The sequence below is a fragment of the Streptomyces sp. NPDC008121 genome (assembly GCF_042957155.1).
GTDB lineage: Bacteria > Actinomycetota > Actinomycetes > Streptomycetales > Streptomycetaceae > Streptomyces.
In genome coordinates, this window is record NZ_JBIBHT010000003.1 from 42,754 (window position 1) to 60,066 (window position 17,313).

A 17,313-nucleotide genomic window follows, 5' to 3' on the forward strand; every position below is an offset into this window, starting at 1 on the left:
CCGAAATCTCACAGTGCGTCACCCGACCGGCCTCCCCGGGCAGCCGGCCCACCGGCCCGTCCTCCGTTCAGGGGGCTGTGGGCGCGCGGCGTATCGGCGCCTCCCGCACCCGGGAACAGCCTCCCCATGACCCCCTCCGAATCGGCGGCCGCGGTACGGCCGGTACGCACCTGGGCGGTCGACGACCTGCCCGCGCTGGACTTCGACCCCCTGCTGACCGAACTCCTCACCGAGGAGCCGGTGGCCCGCATCCGTCTGCCCTTCGCCGCCGACAACGAGGCGTGGCTCGTCACGCGGTACGAGGACGTCCGCCTGGTGACCTCCGACCCGCGGTTCAGCCGGACGGCTCTGCTCGACCGCGAGGTGACCGGCATGACCGGCCACATGGTGGCATCCAAGGCGGCCTTGAACTACGCCGATCCGCCGTACCACACGCAGCTGCGCAAGGCCGTGACCAGGACGTTCACCGGGCAGAGCACCCGTCGGCTGCGTCCGGCGGCGCAGGCGACGGCGGACCGGCTGCTCGACGGCATGGAGGAGACTGGCCGGCCCGCCGACCTGATGAGGCATCTGCACGGGCCGCTGCCGATGGCCGTGGTCTGCGATCTGCTCGGCATCCCCGACGAGGACCGCGCGCAGCTGGCCTCCTGGCCCGATCTGATCCTGTCCTCGGGCCCCGGCCCGGAGAGCAGCAGGGCGGCCAAGGCGCAGATCCGCGGCTACGTCACCCGGCTGCTCGAACAGCGGCGCGCGGAGCCGCGGGACGACCTCGCGGGGGAGCTCGCGGAGGCCCTCGGCGAGGGGCGGATCAGCGGGGACGAAGCCGTGTCGCTGGCGATGGCGATCCTGATCAGCGGCGCGCACGCCGTCCGCAACAACAGCGCCAACATGGTGTGGCTGCTGCTCACCCGTCCGGAGCTGATGGCGCGTCTGCGGGCGGAGCCGGAGCTGCTCCCCCGGGCGGTGGACGAGCTGCTGCGCTGGATCCCGCACCGCAACGGCGTGGGGCTGCCGCGGATCGCGACCGAGGACGTGGAGGTCGGAGGCGTGCTGATCCGGGCGGGTGAGGCGGTGTACGCGTCGTACCTCGCCGCGAACCGGGACCCGGAGGTCTTCGCGGACCCGCACGACGTCGACTTCGACCGGACGGGCACCGGTCATCTGTCCTTCGGGCACGGCCCACACCACTGCATGGGCGCCATGCTCACGCGGATGGAGTCGGAGGTGATGCTGGAGACGCTGCTGCGGCGCTATCCGGAGCTGCGTCTGGCGGGGGCGCCGGAGGAGACGGTGTGGCAGGTGAAGGGGCTGATCCGCGGCCCGAAGGAGCTGATGGTCACCTGGTGACGGCGGGCGGGGGCCCGATCGGCCGTCCCGCGCCGGGCCGGGCTCAGGCGGTCCGGCGGGGCTCAGATGTCAGGCGGGGCTCACATGTCCGGTGACGCTCAGATGTCCGGCCGGGTTCAGATGTCCGGCCGGTTCAGATCTCCGGCCGGGCGGAGGTGTCCGGCCGGTCCAGATCTCCGGCCGGGCGGAGGTGTCCGGCCGGGCTCAGGCGGCCGGGTGCTCCCGGTCGTACGTCTCGGTCAGCTCACGGCAGCGCTTGACGTCCCCGGCCATCGCTTCGAGCAGGTCGTCCAGCGTGTCGAACCTCAGCATGCCGCGGACGTACGCCAGGAAGTCCACGGCCACGTGCAGCCCGTACAGGTCGAGGCCCTCGCGGTCGATCGCGTACGCCTCGACCGTCCGCTCCGTGCCGTCGAACTGCGGGTTCGTGCCGACGGAGATCGCCGCCGGCATGCGCTCGCCGGCCGCCGTCAGCCACCCCGCGTACACCCCGTCGGCGGGGATGGCGGTGTGCGGCAGAGTCTCGACGTTCGCCGTGGGGAAGCCGAGCTCGCGGCCGCGCTGGGCGCCGCGCACGACGACGCCCTCGACGCGGTGCGGGCGGCCGAGGATCTCGTGGGCGCCCGCCATGTCGCCCTCGGCGACCAGACGGCGGGTGAGCGTGGACGAGAAGGGGTCGCCGCCGCCGGCCGTACCGCTGACGAAGAGGTCGACGACCTCCACCTCGTAGTCGTACGTGCCGCCGAGCTCGGCGAGGAAGGCGACGTTGCCGGCCGCCCGGTGGCCGAAGCGGAAGTTGGGGCCCTCGATGACGGCCTTCGCGTGCAGCTTGTCCACGAGGACCTTCACGATGAAGTCCGCCGGGGACAGCTGCGAGAACTCGGCCGTGAACGGCAGGATCAGCACCGCGTCCACGCCCAGCTCCGCCATCAGCTCCGCGCGCCGGTGGTGCGGGGCGAGCAGCGGCGGGTGGCTGCCGGGCCGCACGACCTCGGAGGGGTGCGGGTCGAAGGTGACGACGACCGAGGGGACGCCCAGCTCGCGCGCCCGGTCCACCGCCCGGCCGATGATCAGCTGGTGCCCGCGGTGTACGCCGTCGTAGGAGCCGATGGTGACGACGCTGCGCCCCCAGTCCTGGGGGATGTCCTCCAAGCCACGCCAGCGTTGCACTGTGACCGCTCCTCGTCCGCCTGTTCGCCGATTACGCAGGTCTAAGACTGCCATGTCCCAGGCTTTCGGTTCGCATCGGCATGGAACTGCCGAGGGTCTCGACGGTCCTGCGGGTCTCGGGGCCGACGAGCGCGGCCCACGCGGCGGGCCCGTCGGGCGGGCCGTCGGCCAGCCGGGCGGCGAAGCCGGGGACTTCGCGGGCGAGCTCGGCGATCCGCCGGTCGAGGCGGGCCGCGCCGTCCGGGGTGCGGACGAGGAGCAGTCCCGTGCGGTGGACGAGGTCGCGTGTGCGGACGTCGGGGCGGCGTTCGCAGCCGCGGGCGGCGGCGCGCAGCAGCGCGTCCAGGACGGCCGGGCCGCTGGGCGCCTCGGCTTCGTACCGCAGGAGTACGTCGAGGAGTTCGTCCCGCAGGAGACGGGAGGCGCCGGTGCCGGGCGCGGCGAGGACGGGGGCGAAGGCGGCGCGGAGGTGCGCGGGGTGGTCCCGGAGGAGGCCGGTGACCAGGGGGAAGAGGACGGCGCGGGCGGCGGGGCCGTGCTCCAGGCGGCGGTCGGCGTACGCGGCGGCGTGCCGGGCCGGCCCTGGCCCGGGGTGGCGGTCGACGTACTCGCGGACGAGGGCGGCGGCGCGGCGGGCGAGCGCGGGCGCGGTGATCTCGGCGAGGGCGGCCAGGACCTCTCCGGCCGCCTCCTCGGGGCCGTCGAGCCGGTCACGGAGGGCGGCGAGCACTGGCTCGGGGTCGGTGGGGAGCGCCCGGACGAGGGCCCGCGCGGGCACGCCGGGCTCCGCGAGGGCACGCGGGAGGTGGCGCGCCCGGGTGTGCGGATCGCGGATCAGGATCCCGAGGGCCCGCCCGTGCAGCCCGGCATCACGCGGCCGGGCGAGCAACGCGAGGGCGGCGTAGCGCAGGAGCTGCCGATCGTCGCTGGTGGGGCGCGGCGGGGCGTCGGCCGTGCGGTGCGCGGCGTCGGGCGCGGGCGGCCGAAGGGGGACCGCGAGCGACGGGGAGGGAACCGGACGGAGGGCGGCGCCGGCCGGGGAGGGCCCGGCGGCGGTCGACGGCGGCTGGTCCGGCACCCGCATGGGGCGCACCGAGTCGGGCCCGGCGACGGTCGACGGCCGCCGGTCCGGCACCCGCATGGGGCGCACCGAGTCGGGCCCGGCGGCGGTCGACGGCCGCCGGTCCGGCACCCGCATGGGGCGCACCGGGTCGGGCCCGGTCGCGAGATGTCCGACGTCGGGCCCGGTGGCCCCGGTGTCGCAGGGGGGCGGCTCGGCGACGGGTGTGAGGCGTTCGGCCACCAGGTCTCCGTACGCGGCGGCCGCGGCCCTGCGTTCGGGGCGGCCGTCATCGTGGGCCCAGCGGTCGACGGCCCGGCAGACGGCGGACGGCTCGTCCTCGGCGAGCGCGGTCAGCAGGCCGTCGGCGAGCGGGTGCGCGGTGGCGACCAGCGCCTCGCACAGGTCGTCGACGGCCGGGGCGCGGTGGGTGTGGAGCAGCGCCTGGGCGGCGGTGCCGACGGTCGCGTACGGGGTGGCGGGAAGCGGCCTGCGGTCGCCGAACCACCGGCACAGCAAGGGCTGCACGCCTCGGGGGTCGGCGGCGAGTCGCGCGGCGACGGTGTCGAGGTAGCGGGGCGGGCCGTCCGCGCGGGCCGGGCCGTCGGCGGTGACCAGCCGCCGCAGCAGGTCCATGCGCTCGTCCTCGCCGACCCGCAGGGCCTCCCAGAAGCCGGGTCCGAACGGCGCGAACGCGTCGGCGGGCCGGGGGCGGCCCTCGGGCGGACGGTGGCCGCCGAGGAGATCGGCGAGATGACGCAGGACGGGGAGGTACGGCTTCGGGTCGGGCACGCACCGGAGGGAGTCGGCGAGGAGCCGACCGCCCCACCAGGCGCCGTCGGTGGCGTCGAGACCGGCGTGGGCGAGCCGGGCGAGCGCGTCGGCCAGTCCGGCCAGGCGGAGGGCGAGGGCGTCGGGGCCCTGTTCGCGGTCGAGGAGGAGCAGGGCCTGGAGGACGGGTCCGACGCGGTGGCGCGGTACGGGGAGCGAGCGCGGGCCCACCTCTCGCGCGCCGCCGGGCGCGGCGGAGGCCGCGGCCGGGACCGAGGCCGCGGCGGAGGCGGAGGCCGTTGCCGAGGGGAGCGTGGCGGCTGGGGAGCGGGAGGGGAGCCGTACCGGGGCGCCTTCGTGCCAGCGGTGGACCAGGGCGTGCAGGGCGCCGTCGACGTCCAGGTGGGCGCCCTGCAGCCAGTCCGCGAGCTCCTCGTGCCCGAAGCGGTAGCCGGGGCCGGCCGGGACGAGGAGGCCCTCGGTGAGTACGGCGGAGGCCCAGCCCGTCCGCCACGGGAACATCTCCTCGAAGGACTCCCGGTCCAGCTCGCCCTGGCCGGGGCCGAGGCAGCGGCGGGCGGCCTCGTGGACCCGGCCCGCCACCCGCGCGGCGAGCCGGCGGACGGCGGTGCCCCGGACGAGGGGCCGGGACCCGGCGGCGATCCGTACCGCGACGCGCAGGCACATCAGGTCCAGGTGGGCGGAGAAGACGTCCTCCCGCCCGGGCCGCCCCGGCACCTCCCCCGGCAGCGCCTCCCGCACCTCGGCGAGCAGTCGCAGCGCCAGCGGATGGCGGGCGTCGGCGGCGGCGAGACCGCCCTCGTCCAGCCCGTACCGCTGTCGCACGAGCCGCGCCTCCTCCTCCCCGAGGTCCCCGATCACGACGGCCCCGGCCATCCCCGGCCCGCGGTACGGGACGGGCGCCCTCCCCTGCCCCGCCTCCGCGCAGGACGCGGGCCACCCATCGGGGCCGCCCTCGACTCCCTGCCGGGCCCCGGCCGCGGCGCCGGGCACCGGCTCGTCGTGGGGCCTCGCGAGACCGAGCCCGTCGCCCATCCCGGCGCCCCGCCCATGCCCTGCCGCCGACCCGGCACTCCGTCCCCCGGCCGCGCGCTGTCCGGCGCCGAGGCCGGCCGCCGGGTCGGCGGCCGCTCCCCGCGGGGCGGTCAGGGCCGGGCGGGCCGGGCTGTGGAGAGCGGATGGGGAGTAGAGGCCGCTCGCCTGTTCCCAGTGCTCCGGGCGGCAGCCGAGCATGAGGCGGGCGCCGTGGGCGCGCAGCCAGGACTCGGTAGATGTGGTCCAGGCGGCCAGGCGGTGGGCGAGGGCGGGGGGCATCTCCTCCGGGCCGTCGAGGATGAGGAGCAGCGGGCGATCGGCCGCGCGGGCGAGCGCGGCCGCGCGTTCCGGGGTGGCGGTGGTGGCGTCGCCGAGGGCCCCGGACGTGGCGACGATGCGCCCGGCCTGGCGCAGGGCGCGGCCGACCGCGTCGGCGACGGAGGTGTCGTCGGCACGCAGGTCGGCGCCGCGCAGCCAGAGGGTGGGGGCGGGCTCGGCGCCCCGGGCGCGGTGCGCGCAGTGGGCGGCGAGCGCCGTGGTGCGTCCGGTGCCGGGAACGCCGACGAGGGCGAGGACCAGGGCATCGCCGGCGGCGAAGGCGGCGAACTCCCGGACGCACTCGGCGCGTGCGACGGGTTCGGGTGCGGCCCAGGCGGTGGGGGCGGCGGCCGCGCCGGTGGAGGTGGCAGTCAGTTCCAGGACCCCGGCGAGGTTGAGGTCGTGGCCGTAGCAGGGGACGGTGGCGGCGTTGCGCCGGAGGAGTTCGGCCAGCGGTCCGGCCGTCGCGAGCGGCAGCGCGTACCCGGCCGCCCGGTGGTCGCCGTGGAGCGCGGTGCCGAGGACGGCGAGGACGGCTCCGGTGGCGGGGTCGAGGACGGGGCCGCCCGCGGCCTGTCCGCCGTGGCGGAGGGCTTCGGCGCCCTCGGTGCCGATGGCGAGTTCGACGGCGTCGCCGAGGACGTGGAAGCGGTCGGTGGCGGTGTACGTGACCCGGGCCGGGGCGAGCACCCGCGCCTCGCGCCAGCCGTGGGCGGCGATCCGTACGTACGTCCCCGCCTCGATCTCACGGCGGGCCGAGATCGGCAGGGGGCGCACGCCCAGACCTTCGGTCCGCACGAGCGCGAGACCGGATTCGGGGAAGGCGGTGACGGCGTCCGCGCCCACGCTGCAGCCGCCCGCGCCCGGTGAATCCGGGGAGCCCGAAGAGTCCGGTGAATCCGGGGAGCCCGAAGAATCCATGGAGCCCGGGAAGCCCGAAGAGCCCGGCCCGTGCAGGACGAGGCGGGCGAGTCCGTCGACGGCTTCGTGGCTGGTGACCACCGTGCCCCGGTCGTCGGCGACGAAGCCGGTCCCCCGTGGCCGGCCCGCCGGATCACAGATCCGCACCAGCGTCGCCAGGTCCACGCTTCCCATGGTGTCGACGGTAGGTCGACGGTGATCACCCCGAGAAGCTCAGGAGCCGAACGCGCCCCCTTGTGCTCCCCCGTTTCACTCCGAGCGCCCGTCCGAAGGGGTGAATGAGGGGGCCGTGGTGGAGAGAAACCTCCCGGAGGGGGATCGTGGAGCGGGCACGCGTGCGTGCCCGCTCCACGGTAAGGCCCTCGCTCGCGAAGCATCCCTCGCGGTCGGGTCAGCCGAAGACGGCGAGGCTCTTCGCCTTGCCCTTCTGCTCCTCCACCAGGGCCAGCAGCCGGTCCTCCGGTCCGAAGACCGCGACCGGCCCCGCCGGGTAGGAGGGCATCTCCAGGCGGACGCCGTTGAGCACCAGCCCGCCCCGGCGCTCGTCGACGTCCCAGCGGGGGAACGCCGCCGAGGCCGCGTCGGCGACCGGCATGACCGTCAGCTCCTCCTGGAGCTGGTCCAGGGTCCTGGCCGCGTCCAGCTTGTACGGGCCGACCCGGGTCCGGCGCAGCGCGGTCAGGTGACCGCCGACGCCGAGGCCCGCGCCCAGGTCACGGGCGAGGGCGCGGATGTACGTCCCCGAGGAGCAGACCACCGAGACGACCAGGTCGACGACGGCCGTGCCGTCCTCGGCGACGGCCTCGCGCATGTCGTACACCTGGAAGGACGAGACCGTCACCGGGCGGGCCGGGATCTCGAACTCCTCGCCGCCGCGCACCCGCGCGTACGACCGCTTGCCGTCGATCTTGATGGCCGAGACCTTCGACGGCACCTGCATGATGGCGCCGGTCAGCTCCGCCACACCCGCGTCGACCCCCTCGCGGGTCACCTTCGAGGCGTCCACGGAGGCGGTGATCTCACCCTCGGCGTCGTCGGTGATCGTCGTCTGGCCGAGGCGGATGGTGCCGAGGTACTCCTTCTCGGTCAGCGCGAGGTGACCGAGCAGCTTGGTCGCCCGCTCCACACCGAGGACGAGGACGCCCGTCGCCATGGGGTCGAGCGTGCCCGCGTGGCCGACGCGGCGGGTCTTGGCGATCCCGCGCATCTTGGCCACGACGTCGTGCGAAGTGAAGCCCGACGGCTTGTCGACGATGACAAGGCCGTCGGGCGTCTTTGCGGTGCTCATCAGGCGGTGGTGCCCTCTTCGTCCTCGTCCTCTTCGGGCTTGCGGTACGGGTCGGCCCCGCCGGCGTACTGCGCGCCGGAGGAGACCTCGCGGACCTGCGCGTCGGAGGCGCGCGCCTTGTCGAGGAGGTCCTCGATGGTCTTGGCGGTCTCGGGGAGGGCGTCCGCGACGAAGGTCAGGGTGGGCGTGAACTTGGTGCCCGCCGCCCGGCCTACCGCGGAACGGAGCACGCCCTTGGCGCTCTCCAGACCGGCGGCCGCGCCGGCCCGCTCCTCGTCGTCGCCGTAGACCGTGTAGAAGACCGTGGCCTCCCGCAGGTCACCGGTGACGCGGGTGTCCGTGATGGTCACGTGCGTACCCAGGCGCGGGTCCTTGATGCCGCGCAGCAGCTTCTCGGCGACCACCTCCCTGATGAGGTCCGCCAGCTTCTTCGCCCGCGCGTTGTCGGCCACTGGTCCTTCTCCTTCTTCGCCTTGCTCGTTCAGTCTTCATCAGTGTGGAGCCGTCGTCGCACCGACAACAGCTCCACCTCGGGTCTGGCCGCCACCAGCCGCTCGCAGCGGTCCAGTACGTCCGATACGAACCCCGGGTCCCCGGACACCAGCGCGACGCCCAGCCGGGCCCTGCGGTGGAGGTCCTGGTCGCCCACCTCGGCCGCGCTCACGGAGAACTTGCGCTGGAGCTCGGCGACGATGGGCCGGACGACGGAGCGTTTCTCCTTCAACGAATGAACGTCGCCGAGGAGCAGATCGAAGGACAGAGTCCCCACGTACATGCGGTGCCGGATGTCCCGCCGGTTCGGGTTCGGTGGCCTGCCACGCCATCGCTTGGCAGGGACACCAGAACCGTACACGCAACGGCCGGGGCCGATCGACGGAATAACTTCCGCCGACCGGCCCCTGCCTACCGCTGCCCTCAGGCGCGCGGCTTCTCGCGCATCTCGTACGTCGCGATGACGTCGTCGATCTTGATGTCGTTGAAGTTTCCGAGGTTGATACCGCCCTCGAAGCCTTCGCGGATCTCGGTGACGTCGTCCTTGAAGCGGCGCAGACCGTGGATCGTGAGGTCCTCGGCGATGACCTTGCCGTCGCGGACGAGGCGCGCCTTGGTGTTGCGCTTGACCTCGCCGGAGCGGATGAGGACACCGGCGATGTTGCCCAGCTTGGACGAGCGGAAGACCTCGCGGATCTCCGCCGTACCGAGCTCGACCTCTTCGTACTCCGGCTTGAGGAGGCCCTTCAGAGCCGCCTCGATCTCCTCGATGGCCTGGTAGATCACCGAGTAGTACCGGACGTCGACGCCTTCGCGCTCCGCCATCTGGGCCGCACGGCCGGCAGCCCGGACGTTGTAGCCGATGACGATGGCGTCGGAGCCCATGGCCAGGTCGATGTCGGACTCGGTGACCGCACCCACACCGCGGTGCAGGACCCGGATGTCGACCTCTTCACCGACGTCGAGCTGGAGCAGCGAGGCCTCGAGAGCCTCGACCGCACCGGACGCGTCGCCCTTGATGATGAGGTTGAGTTCCTGGACCAGACCGGCCTTGAGCACCTTGTCGAGGTCCTCGAGGGACACCCGGCGGACGCGCTTGGCGAAGGCGGCGTTGCGCTCACGCGCGGCGCGCTTCTCGGCGATCTGACGGGCCGTACGGTCCTCGTCGACGACCAGGAGGTTGTCGCCGGCACCCGGCACGTTGGTGAGACCGAGCACCAGGACGGGAGTCGACGGGGTCGCCTCCTCGACGTTGTTGCCCTTGTCGTCGAGCATCGCCCGGACGCGGCCGTACGCGTCGCCGACCACCACGGTGTCGCCGATGCGCAGCGTTCCGCGCTGGACCAGGACGGTCGAGACCGCACCGCGACCGCGGTCGAGGTGGGACTCGATCGCGATGCCCTGCGCGTCCTGGTTCGGGTTGGCCCGCAGGTCGAGCGAGGCGTCGGCGGTGAGGACGACGGCCTCCAGCAGGGAGTCGATGTGCAGACCCTGCTTGGCGGAGATGTCGACGAACATCGTGTCGCCGCCGTACTCCTCGGCCACCAGACCGAACTCGGTCAGCTGACCGCGGACCTTGGTCGGGTCGGCACCCTCGACGTCGATCTTGTTGACCGCGACGACGATCGGGACGCCGGCGGCCTTGGCGTGGTTGAGCGCCTCGATCGTCTGCGGCATGACGCCGTCGTTGGCCGCGACCACGAGGATCGCGATGTCGGTCGACTTCGCACCACGGGCACGCATGGCGGTGAACGCCTCGTGACCCGGGGTGTCGATGAAGGTGATGCGACGCTCTTCGCCGTTGACCTCGGTACCGACCTGGTAGGCACCGATGTGCTGCGTGATGCCGCCGGCCTCGCCCGCGATGACGTTCGTCTTGCGGATGGCGTCGAGCAGTCGGGTCTTACCGTGGTCGACGTGACCCATGACGGTCACGACCGGCGGACGCGAGACCAGGGCCTCTTCGCCGCCCTCGTCCTCGCCGAACTCGATGTCGAAGGACTCGAGGAGCTCGCGGTCCTCTTCCTCCGGCGAGACGATCTGAACGGTGTAGTTCATCTCCTCGCCGAGCATCGTCAGCGTGTCGTCGGAGACCGACTGCGTCGCCGTGACCATCTCGCCGAGGTTCATCATCACCGCGACGAGCGACGCCGGGTTGGCGCCGATCTTCTCGGCGAAGTCGGTGAGGGAGGCACCGCGCGACAGGCGAATGGCTTCGCCGTTGCCGCGGGGCAGCATCACGCCGCCGACCGACGGGGCCTGCATGGCCTCGTACTCCTGGCGCCTCTGCCGCTTCGACTTGCGACCGCGACGCGCGGGACCGCCGGGGCGACCGAAGGCGCCCTGCGTGCCACCACGGCCACCGGGGCCGCCGGGACGGCCGCCGAAGCCGCCGGGACGACCGCCGAAGCCGCCGCCACCGCCGGGACCACCCGGACGACCGCCGCCGCCACCGCCGGGACCGCCGGGACGACCGGCGAAGCCGCCGCCGCCACCGCCGGGGCCGGCCGGACGGCCGGCGAAGCCGCCGCCGCCACCGGGACGACCGCCACCGCCACCGGCGGGACGACCACCGGGGCCACCGGGGCCACGGCCGCCGGGACCGCCACCGGGGCGCGGGCCGGCAGCGGGACGCTGCGGCATCATGCCCGGGTTGGGACGGTTACCGCCGGGCGCGCCGCCCGGACGGGGAGCCTGCGGGCGAGGCATGCCACCGGGGGTGGGACGGGCGCCGCCCTGACCCTGCGGGCGCGGGGCGCCGCCGGGGCCGCCCTGCGGACGCGGGGCACCCGGAACGGCACCGGGGCCGCCGGGACGGGGAGCGCCGCCGCCGGGACGGGGCGCCTGCGGGCGCGCCATTCCGGTGGAGCCACCCGAGGTGAAGGGGTTGTTGCCCGGACGGGGACCGGCCGGACGGGAGCCACCGGGGCGCGGAGCGCCCTGGCCCTGCGGACGCGGGGCACCCTGGCCCTGCGGACGCGGAGCCTGCTGGCCCGGACGGGCACCACCCGCGGGGCGGGGACCGGGGGTCCCGCCACCGGCACGCGGACCGGCGGCCGGAGCCGACGGAGGCGCGGTGAACTCGGGGGTGGCCGGAGCCGGCGTGGCCGGCTTGGGCGCGGGCTTCGGGCCCGGGCGGGGGCCCGAGGCGGCCGGAGCCGGAGAGGGGGTGCTGCTCGCCGGAGCCGCCGGGGTGACCGGGGCGGCGGGCGCGGCGGGGGCCGGCTTGGGAGCCGGGGCGCCGGGCTTGGGGGCAGCGGGACGTGCCGCGCCGGCCGGAGACGGCGCAGCGGGCTTCGAGGGGGCGGCCTTGCGAGGCGCGCCCGGCTTGGCAGCGGACTTGCCGGCGTTGCCGCCGGGCCCCTGCAGTGCATCAGTCAACTTGCGCACGACCGGCGCCTCGATCGTCGAGGACGCCGAACGGACGAATTCACCGAGTTCTTGGAGCTTGGCCATGACGACCTTGCTCTCCACGCCGAACTCCTTGGCGAGTTCGTATACCCGGACCTTAGCCACTTCGCTCCTTTTAGGTCCGGTTACCGCCGGACCGTCGCTACTTCATGGGCGTACTCATCGCGTACTCATCGAGTGCTCATCGCAATCTCGACCTACTTCCAACTCGCGAGGTACCTGACCGCACGGTGATCCGTGCCGTACTTCTTCTTACGGTGCCGCCTGCTCGACGAACTGTCGTACCGACGCCGTTTCGAACGGTCCCTGGGCCTTGAAGGCCCTCGGGAACGCCCTGCGGCGGACCGCCAGGTCGAGACAGACCAAGGCGGGGTGCAGATACGCACCCCGGCCGGGCAGCGTACCGCGATGATCGGGGACGCATGCGCCCTCGACCGCCACGATGCGCAGCAGATCGCTCTTGGCCGCTCGCTCCCGGCATCCCACACAGGTTCGCTCAGGGCATACGCGGGCATGCGTCCGGCCAGACACGTTTAAGTCTACCTCCCCGTAGCGACCTCACCCGTTCAGGGCAGAAGTCGAACGGTCTTTTGTCGTGATCTCGTCGTAGCGGAACGTCACCACGGCGTGATCTATTCCCTCGCCCGGACGATCAGTCGCGGTCGCGGTCGTCGCCCGCCGGCTGCTCGGTGTCCGGACGGATGTCGATGCGCCAGCCGGTGAGGCGGGCGGCGAGCCGGGCGTTCTGCCCTTCCTTGCCGATGGCGAGGGAGAGCTGGTAGTCCGGCACGGTCACCCGGGCCGAGCGGGCGGCCAGGTCGACGATCTCGACCTTGGAGACCCGGGCCGGGGACAGGGCGCTGGCCACCATCTCGGCCGGGTCGTCCGACCAGTCCACGATGTCGATCTTCTCGCCGAGCAGCTCCGCCATGACGTTGCGGACACGGCTGCCCATCGGGCCGATGCAGGCGCCCTTGGCGTTCAGACCCGACCGGGTGGAGCGCACCGCGATCTTCGTACGGTGACCGGCCTCACGGGCGATCGCCGCGATCTCGACGGAACCGTCCGCGATCTCGGGCACCTCCAGGGCGAAGAGCTTCTTCACCAGATTGGGATGGGTGCGCGAGAGGGTGACGGACGGGCCGCGGACGCCCTTGGCCACCCGGACGACGTACGTACGCAGCCGCAGACCGTGCGTGTAGTCCTCGCCCGGCACCTGCTCCTGCACCGGAAGGATGGCTTCCAGCTTGTCGTCCAGCTTGACGAGGACGTTCTTCGGGTCCTTGCCCTGCTGCACCTGGCCGGCGACGATGTCGCCCTCCCGGCGGGCGTACTCGCCGAAGGTGACGTCGTTCTCGGCGTCGCGCAGCCGCTGCTGGATGACCTGGCGGGCGGTGCTCGCCGCGATCCGGCCGAAGTCCGACGGGGTGTCGTCGAAGTCCTTGGGCTCCTGGCCCTCCTCGAGGTCGGAGGGGTCTTCCTTCGCCCACACGGTCACGTGACCGGTCTGCCGGTTCAGCTCCACGCGCGCGTGGCGGCGGGCCGAGGGGGTGCGGTGGTAGGCGATGAGGAGGGCCGACTCGATCGCCTCGACCAACAGGTCGAAGGAGATCTCCTTCTCTTGTGCCAAGCCCTTCAGGAGCTTCACGTCGATGTCCACGGCTACGCCTCCTCTTCCTTCTTGTCCTTGCGGTTGAACTCGATCTCGACACGCGCCTTGGCGATGTCGGCGAACTCGACCCGGCGGGCGGTGGGCTTGCGCCCCTTCACGCCCGGCACCTCGAGGTCGAGGCCGTCGTCGTCCACGGTCAGGATCCGGGCGATCACGTCGTCGCCCTCGTGCAGCTGCAGCTTGACCAGACGGCCGGCGGCCCGGACGTAGTGCCGGTGCTGGGTCAGCGGACGGTCGGCGCCGGGCGAGCTGACCTCGAGGACGTACTCGCCCTCGCCCATCGCGTCCGTCTCGTCGAGCTTCGCGGAGATGGCGCGGCTCAGCTCGGCGCAGGTGTCGAGTTCGACGCCCTCGTCCGAGTCGACGATGATCCTCAGCAGTCCTCGGCGGCCGGCCCGGGACACTTCGATCTCTTCGAGATCGAGGTCCTTCGCGTGGACGAGCGGCTCCAGGAGTCCGCGCAGCCTGTCGCTCTGGGTGGTGCTCATCCGGGTGACTCCTCGGCCGCGTGTGCTGTTGTGGTGTCGTCGCGTGTCAGACCAAAGGGTATCCGGTCCCAAGGGGTGTTGCCGTCCATGGGGCCGGGCCGCGGGTACGCTCGCCTGCGGTGATCTTCGGGATCGTGGATCGAGGCAGAGGGAGCGAACGTGGGGCGCACGGGGACGGTAGGCAGGCGCGCGCTCCTCGCGGCGGGCGCCGGTGCGGTGACCCTGGCCGGCTGCACCTCCGGGGCCGGCCCGGACGGCCCGCGCACCCCGTCGGCCGCCGAGCGGGCGGCCCGCGCCGAGGAGGCGCTGCGCCGCAGGTCGGCGGCGGCGAGCGGCGCCCTGCTGACCCGATTCGACGCGGTCCTCACCGCCCATCCGTCGCTGGCCGCCCGGCTGGCGCCGCTGCGGGCCTCGGTGGCGGCGCACACCACGGCGCTGGGCGACGGGGGGACGGGCGACCCGGCCGCCTCGTCCGCTCCGGGCGTCGGCCCCGCCGCCGCGCGGGACCCGCACGGCCCGGACGCGAGCCCGGGCGGGCGGTCCCCCGGCGGCGCGCGCCCGTCGGCGTCCGCCGCCGCCGCCGTCGTACCGGCCGATCCGGCCGCGGCGCTGCGGGAGCTGACCGCGGCGGTCCGCGCCACCGCCGACGTCCACACGGCCGCCCTGCTCGACGCCCCGCCCGAGTACGCCCGGCTGCTCGCCTCGGTCGCGGCGGCCGGTGCGGCGCACGCGTACCTGCTGACCGAAGGAGCCCGGGGATGAGCGCCCTCGAAGCGGCCCAGGCCGCCCTCGCCGCCGAGCACGCGGCGGTGTACGGCTACGGCGTCGTCGGCGGCCGGGTCGGCGCCGTGCGGCGCGCGGAGGCCGTGGCGGCGTACGACGGGCACCGGGCCCGACGGGACGTGCTGCGCCGGACCGTACGCGACCTGGGCGGCGAACCGGCGGTCGCGGCGGCGGCGTACGAGCTGCCCTTCACCGTGCCGGACAGCGCCGCGGCGGTGCGCCTGGCGGCCTTCCTGGAGGACCGGGTGGCCGGGGTGTACTCCGACCTGGTCCGGGCGGCGCGCGGCCCGCTGCGGCGGGACGCGGCCGCCGCGTTGCGCGAGGCGGCGGTACGGGCCGCCCGCTGGCGCGGTGGGGACGTAACCTTTCCTGGGCTCGCCGAGCGCGCACCCGCCCGGCCCTGACGAGGCTCCGAACGGCAGAAGGAACAACGCACGCATGGGTTTCGAACCGCCGCAGCGACTGGTGCGGACGCTGGGCGAGACGTACGGGGACGCGGTCGCGGCCGAGTGGCTCGCCCGGCTCCCCGAGCTGACCCGCGACGCGCTGGACCGCGCCTCCCTGGACGCCGAACGGACGATGGCGCCGGGCGGCCGGAGCAGCCTGGTCGTGCTCGTACGGCAGCCGGACGGCTCCCCTGCGGCGCTGAAGGTCGGCCCGGCGTTCGCCCGCCCCGAGCTGGAGCGGGACGCCCTGGCGCACTGGAACGGCTGGGGCGCGGTGCGGCTGCTCGGGGACGCCGGCGACGGGGCACTGGTCCTGGAGAGGCTGCACCCGGAGGTGTCGCTGCGCTCGCTGCCGGAGGCGAAGGCGTTGCTGGAGGCGGCCGGCACCGTGCGGCGGCTGTGGGTCGAGCCCCCCGCGGGGCACGGATTCGAGTCGGTCGCGGAGCGCACCGCCCGGCAGGCGGCGGTCATGGAGCCCTACCGGGGCGACGCGGTGGCCGGCGCGCTGACGGCGGCGGCGCTGGAGGCGCGCGAGGAGCTGGTCGCCGACCCGCCGGAGACGCTGCTGCTGCACGGCTGCTTCCGCCAGGGGAAGGTCCTCGGCGGGGACCGGGCGCCGTGGCTGGCCGTCGGGCCCGAGCCGCTGGTGGGCGAGCGCGCCTTCGACCTGGCGCGGCTGGTGAGGGACCGGGTCGAGGACCTGGTCGCGGCCTCGGCGGGGGCCTCGGCGGCGCGCCGCCGGGTCAACAAGCTGGCGGACTCGCTGGAGCTCGACCGGGAGCGGTTGCGCGGCTGGACGCTGTTCCGGGCCGTGGAGTCGGGCACGCGCGCGCTGGCGGCGGGGCGGCGGCAGGACGCGGAGCTGCTGCTGGAGTTCGCGGACTGGCTGTAGGGGAATACCCTTTTCGTAACGTTCTGACCGGCTCGAACCGCAGGGGGCCGTCATGATCGAGGAACTGCTCTCGGCCGCCGCCGGGGTGGGCGTGGCCACCGCGGTCTACGCCGCCACCGCCGCGCGCGTGGTGAAACAGTACGAGCGGGGTGTCGTCTTCCGCTTCGGGCGGCTGCGCGAGGGTGTGCGCGGCCCCGGATTCACGATGATCGTTCCGGTGGTCGACCGGCTCCACAAGGTGAACCTGCAGATCGTGACGATGCCGGTGCCCGCCCAGGAGGGCATCACCCGGGACAACGTGACGGTGCGGGTGGACGCGGTCGTGTACTTCAAGGTGGTCGACGCGGCCGAGGCGCTGGTGCGCGTGGAGGACTACCGCTTCGCGGTCTCGCAGATGGCGCAGACCTCGCTGCGGTCGATCATCGGCAAGAGCGACCTCGACGACCTGCTGTCGAACCGGGAGAAGCTCAACCAGGGGCTGGAGCTGATGCTGGACTCCCCCGCGATCGGCTGGGGGGTGCAGATCGACCGGGTCGAGATCAAGGACGTGTCGCTGCCCGAGACGATGAAGCGGTCGATGGCCCGGCAGGCGGAGGCGGACCGTGAGCGGCGGGCGCGGGTGATCAACGCGGACGCGGAGCTCCAGGCGTCGAAGAAGCTGGCCGAGGCGGCCGGGGTGATGTCGGACCAGCCGGCCGCCCTGCAGCTGCGGCTGTTGCAGACGGTGGTGGCGGTGGCGGCGGAGAAGAACTCGACGCTGGTGCTGCCGTTCCCGGTGGAGCTGCTGCGGTTCCTGGAGCGCGCGGCCCAGAACCAGCCGGACCCGGCTCAGGCCGGGCGGACCGAGCCCGCCGCGAAGCCGCCGGCGCCGGTGGCGCCGGCCGCCCCGGTGTCCCCGCTGGTCGCGGATCCGCCGGTCGCCCCGACCGAGACGTTCGAGGAGCCGCCGCCGCCGCTGCCGGACGAGGGGCGCTCCCGGACGGTCCCGCAGCCCGTGCTCCGGGAGCCGGTGGACGACACCCTGACCGGCCCTCCGGTCGACCCGGAGCCCCGGGACGGCACGGTGGTCTGACCCCGGGCGCCGACACCGTACGGGCGGAGCCGCGCGGGGCGCCCGGACGGTCGCGGCCGCCGGGCTCCGGTCGCTTGCGGCCACGCCTCCCGGCCCCGCAGGTTCCCGATACGACGACGTCCGCCG

The 17,313-nt window shown here is 74.4% G+C and carries 14 protein-coding genes; 5 read left to right on the forward strand and 9 right to left on the reverse strand.

The annotated features are described in order from the left end of the window. The first annotated feature begins 126 nt into the window (after nt 1-126). Entirely contained in the window at nt 127-1,347 is a 1,221-nt protein-coding gene (locus ACFZBD_RS10325; RefSeq protein ID WP_391138674.1) for a cytochrome P450, read from the forward strand. A gap of 204 nt (nt 1,348-1,551) precedes the next feature. Here the strand turns inward: ACFZBD_RS10325 and ACFZBD_RS10330 are convergent, their stop codons facing one another. The 9 genes from ACFZBD_RS10330 to rimP all read right to left on the reverse strand — a co-directional run bounded on the left by ACFZBD_RS10330 (nt 1,552) and on the right by rimP (nt 13,994). Further along, entirely contained in the window at nt 1,552-2,517 is a 966-nt protein-coding gene (locus tag ACFZBD_RS10330) for a bifunctional riboflavin kinase/FAD synthetase (RefSeq protein ID WP_391138676.1), read from the reverse strand. Between the two features lie 31 nt (nt 2,518-2,548). Then, complete coding sequence (locus ACFZBD_RS10335; RefSeq protein WP_391138679.1) at nt 2,549-6,817, reverse strand: trypsin-like peptidase domain-containing protein; 4,269 nt, start codon at nt 6,815-6,817, stop codon at nt 2,549-2,551. Between the two features lie 217 nt (nt 6,818-7,034). Next, nucleotides 7,035-7,931 (reverse strand): tRNA pseudouridine(55) synthase TruB, encoded by an 897-nt coding sequence (gene truB, locus ACFZBD_RS10340; RefSeq protein WP_391138681.1) that lies wholly within the window; start codon nt 7,929-7,931, stop codon nt 7,035-7,037. Beyond that, complete coding sequence (rbfA, locus tag ACFZBD_RS10345; protein WP_391138683.1) at nt 7,931-8,383, reverse strand: 30S ribosome-binding factor RbfA; 453 nt, start codon at nt 8,381-8,383, stop codon at nt 7,931-7,933. Before rbfA ends, truB begins: the two co-directional genes overlap by 1 nt. Nucleotides 8,384-8,412: 29 nt before the next feature. After that, entirely contained in the window at nt 8,413-8,706 is a 294-nt protein-coding gene (locus tag ACFZBD_RS10350) for a DUF503 domain-containing protein (RefSeq protein WP_019889861.1), read from the reverse strand. A gap of 140 nt (nt 8,707-8,846) precedes the next feature. After that, nucleotides 8,847-11,939, reverse strand: coding sequence for a translation initiation factor IF-2 (infB, locus tag ACFZBD_RS10355; protein ID WP_391138686.1), 3,093 nt, complete (start codon nt 11,937-11,939; stop codon nt 8,847-8,849). A 147-nt stretch (nt 11,940-12,086) separates the two neighbouring features. Continuing rightward, nucleotides 12,087-12,365, reverse strand: coding sequence for a DUF448 domain-containing protein (locus tag ACFZBD_RS10360; RefSeq protein ID WP_391138688.1), 279 nt, complete (start codon nt 12,363-12,365; stop codon nt 12,087-12,089). 121 nt (nt 12,366-12,486) lie between these two features. Next, nucleotides 12,487-13,494 (reverse strand): transcription termination factor NusA, encoded by a 1,008-nt coding sequence (nusA, locus tag ACFZBD_RS10365; RefSeq protein ID WP_391138690.1) that lies wholly within the window; start codon nt 13,492-13,494, stop codon nt 12,487-12,489. A gap of 2 nt (nt 13,495-13,496) precedes the next feature. Continuing rightward, nucleotides 13,497-13,994: a ribosome maturation factor RimP gene (gene rimP / locus ACFZBD_RS10370; protein ID WP_391138692.1), complete on the reverse strand. Its 498-nt coding sequence runs from the start codon at nt 13,992-13,994 to the stop codon at nt 13,497-13,499. 159 nt (nt 13,995-14,153) lie between these two features. On the opposite strand from rimP, the gene ACFZBD_RS10375 reads away from it, so the two are divergent. From ACFZBD_RS10375 to ACFZBD_RS10390, 4 genes are read left to right on the forward strand one after another with little or no spacing between them, the layout of a single operon-like run. Further along, nucleotides 14,154-14,756, forward strand: a complete 603-nt coding sequence (locus tag ACFZBD_RS10375) for a hypothetical protein (protein WP_391138694.1) — start codon at nt 14,154-14,156, stop codon at nt 14,754-14,756. Next, nucleotides 14,753-15,181: a DUF4439 domain-containing protein gene (locus tag ACFZBD_RS10380; protein ID WP_391138696.1), complete on the forward strand. Its 429-nt coding sequence runs from the start codon at nt 14,753-14,755 to the stop codon at nt 15,179-15,181. Before ACFZBD_RS10375 ends, ACFZBD_RS10380 begins: the two co-directional genes overlap by 4 nt. 34 nt (nt 15,182-15,215) lie before the next feature. Continuing rightward, entirely contained in the window at nt 15,216-16,115 is a 900-nt protein-coding gene (locus tag ACFZBD_RS10385; protein WP_391138699.1) for an aminoglycoside phosphotransferase family protein, read from the forward strand. Nucleotides 16,116-16,167: 52 nt separating this feature from the next. Further along, on the forward strand, nt 16,168-17,187 hold the full coding sequence (locus ACFZBD_RS10390) for an SPFH domain-containing protein (RefSeq protein WP_391138701.1): 1,020 nt from the start codon (nt 16,168-16,170) through the stop codon (nt 17,185-17,187). The last annotated feature ends 126 nt before the right edge of the window (nt 17,188-17,313 follow it).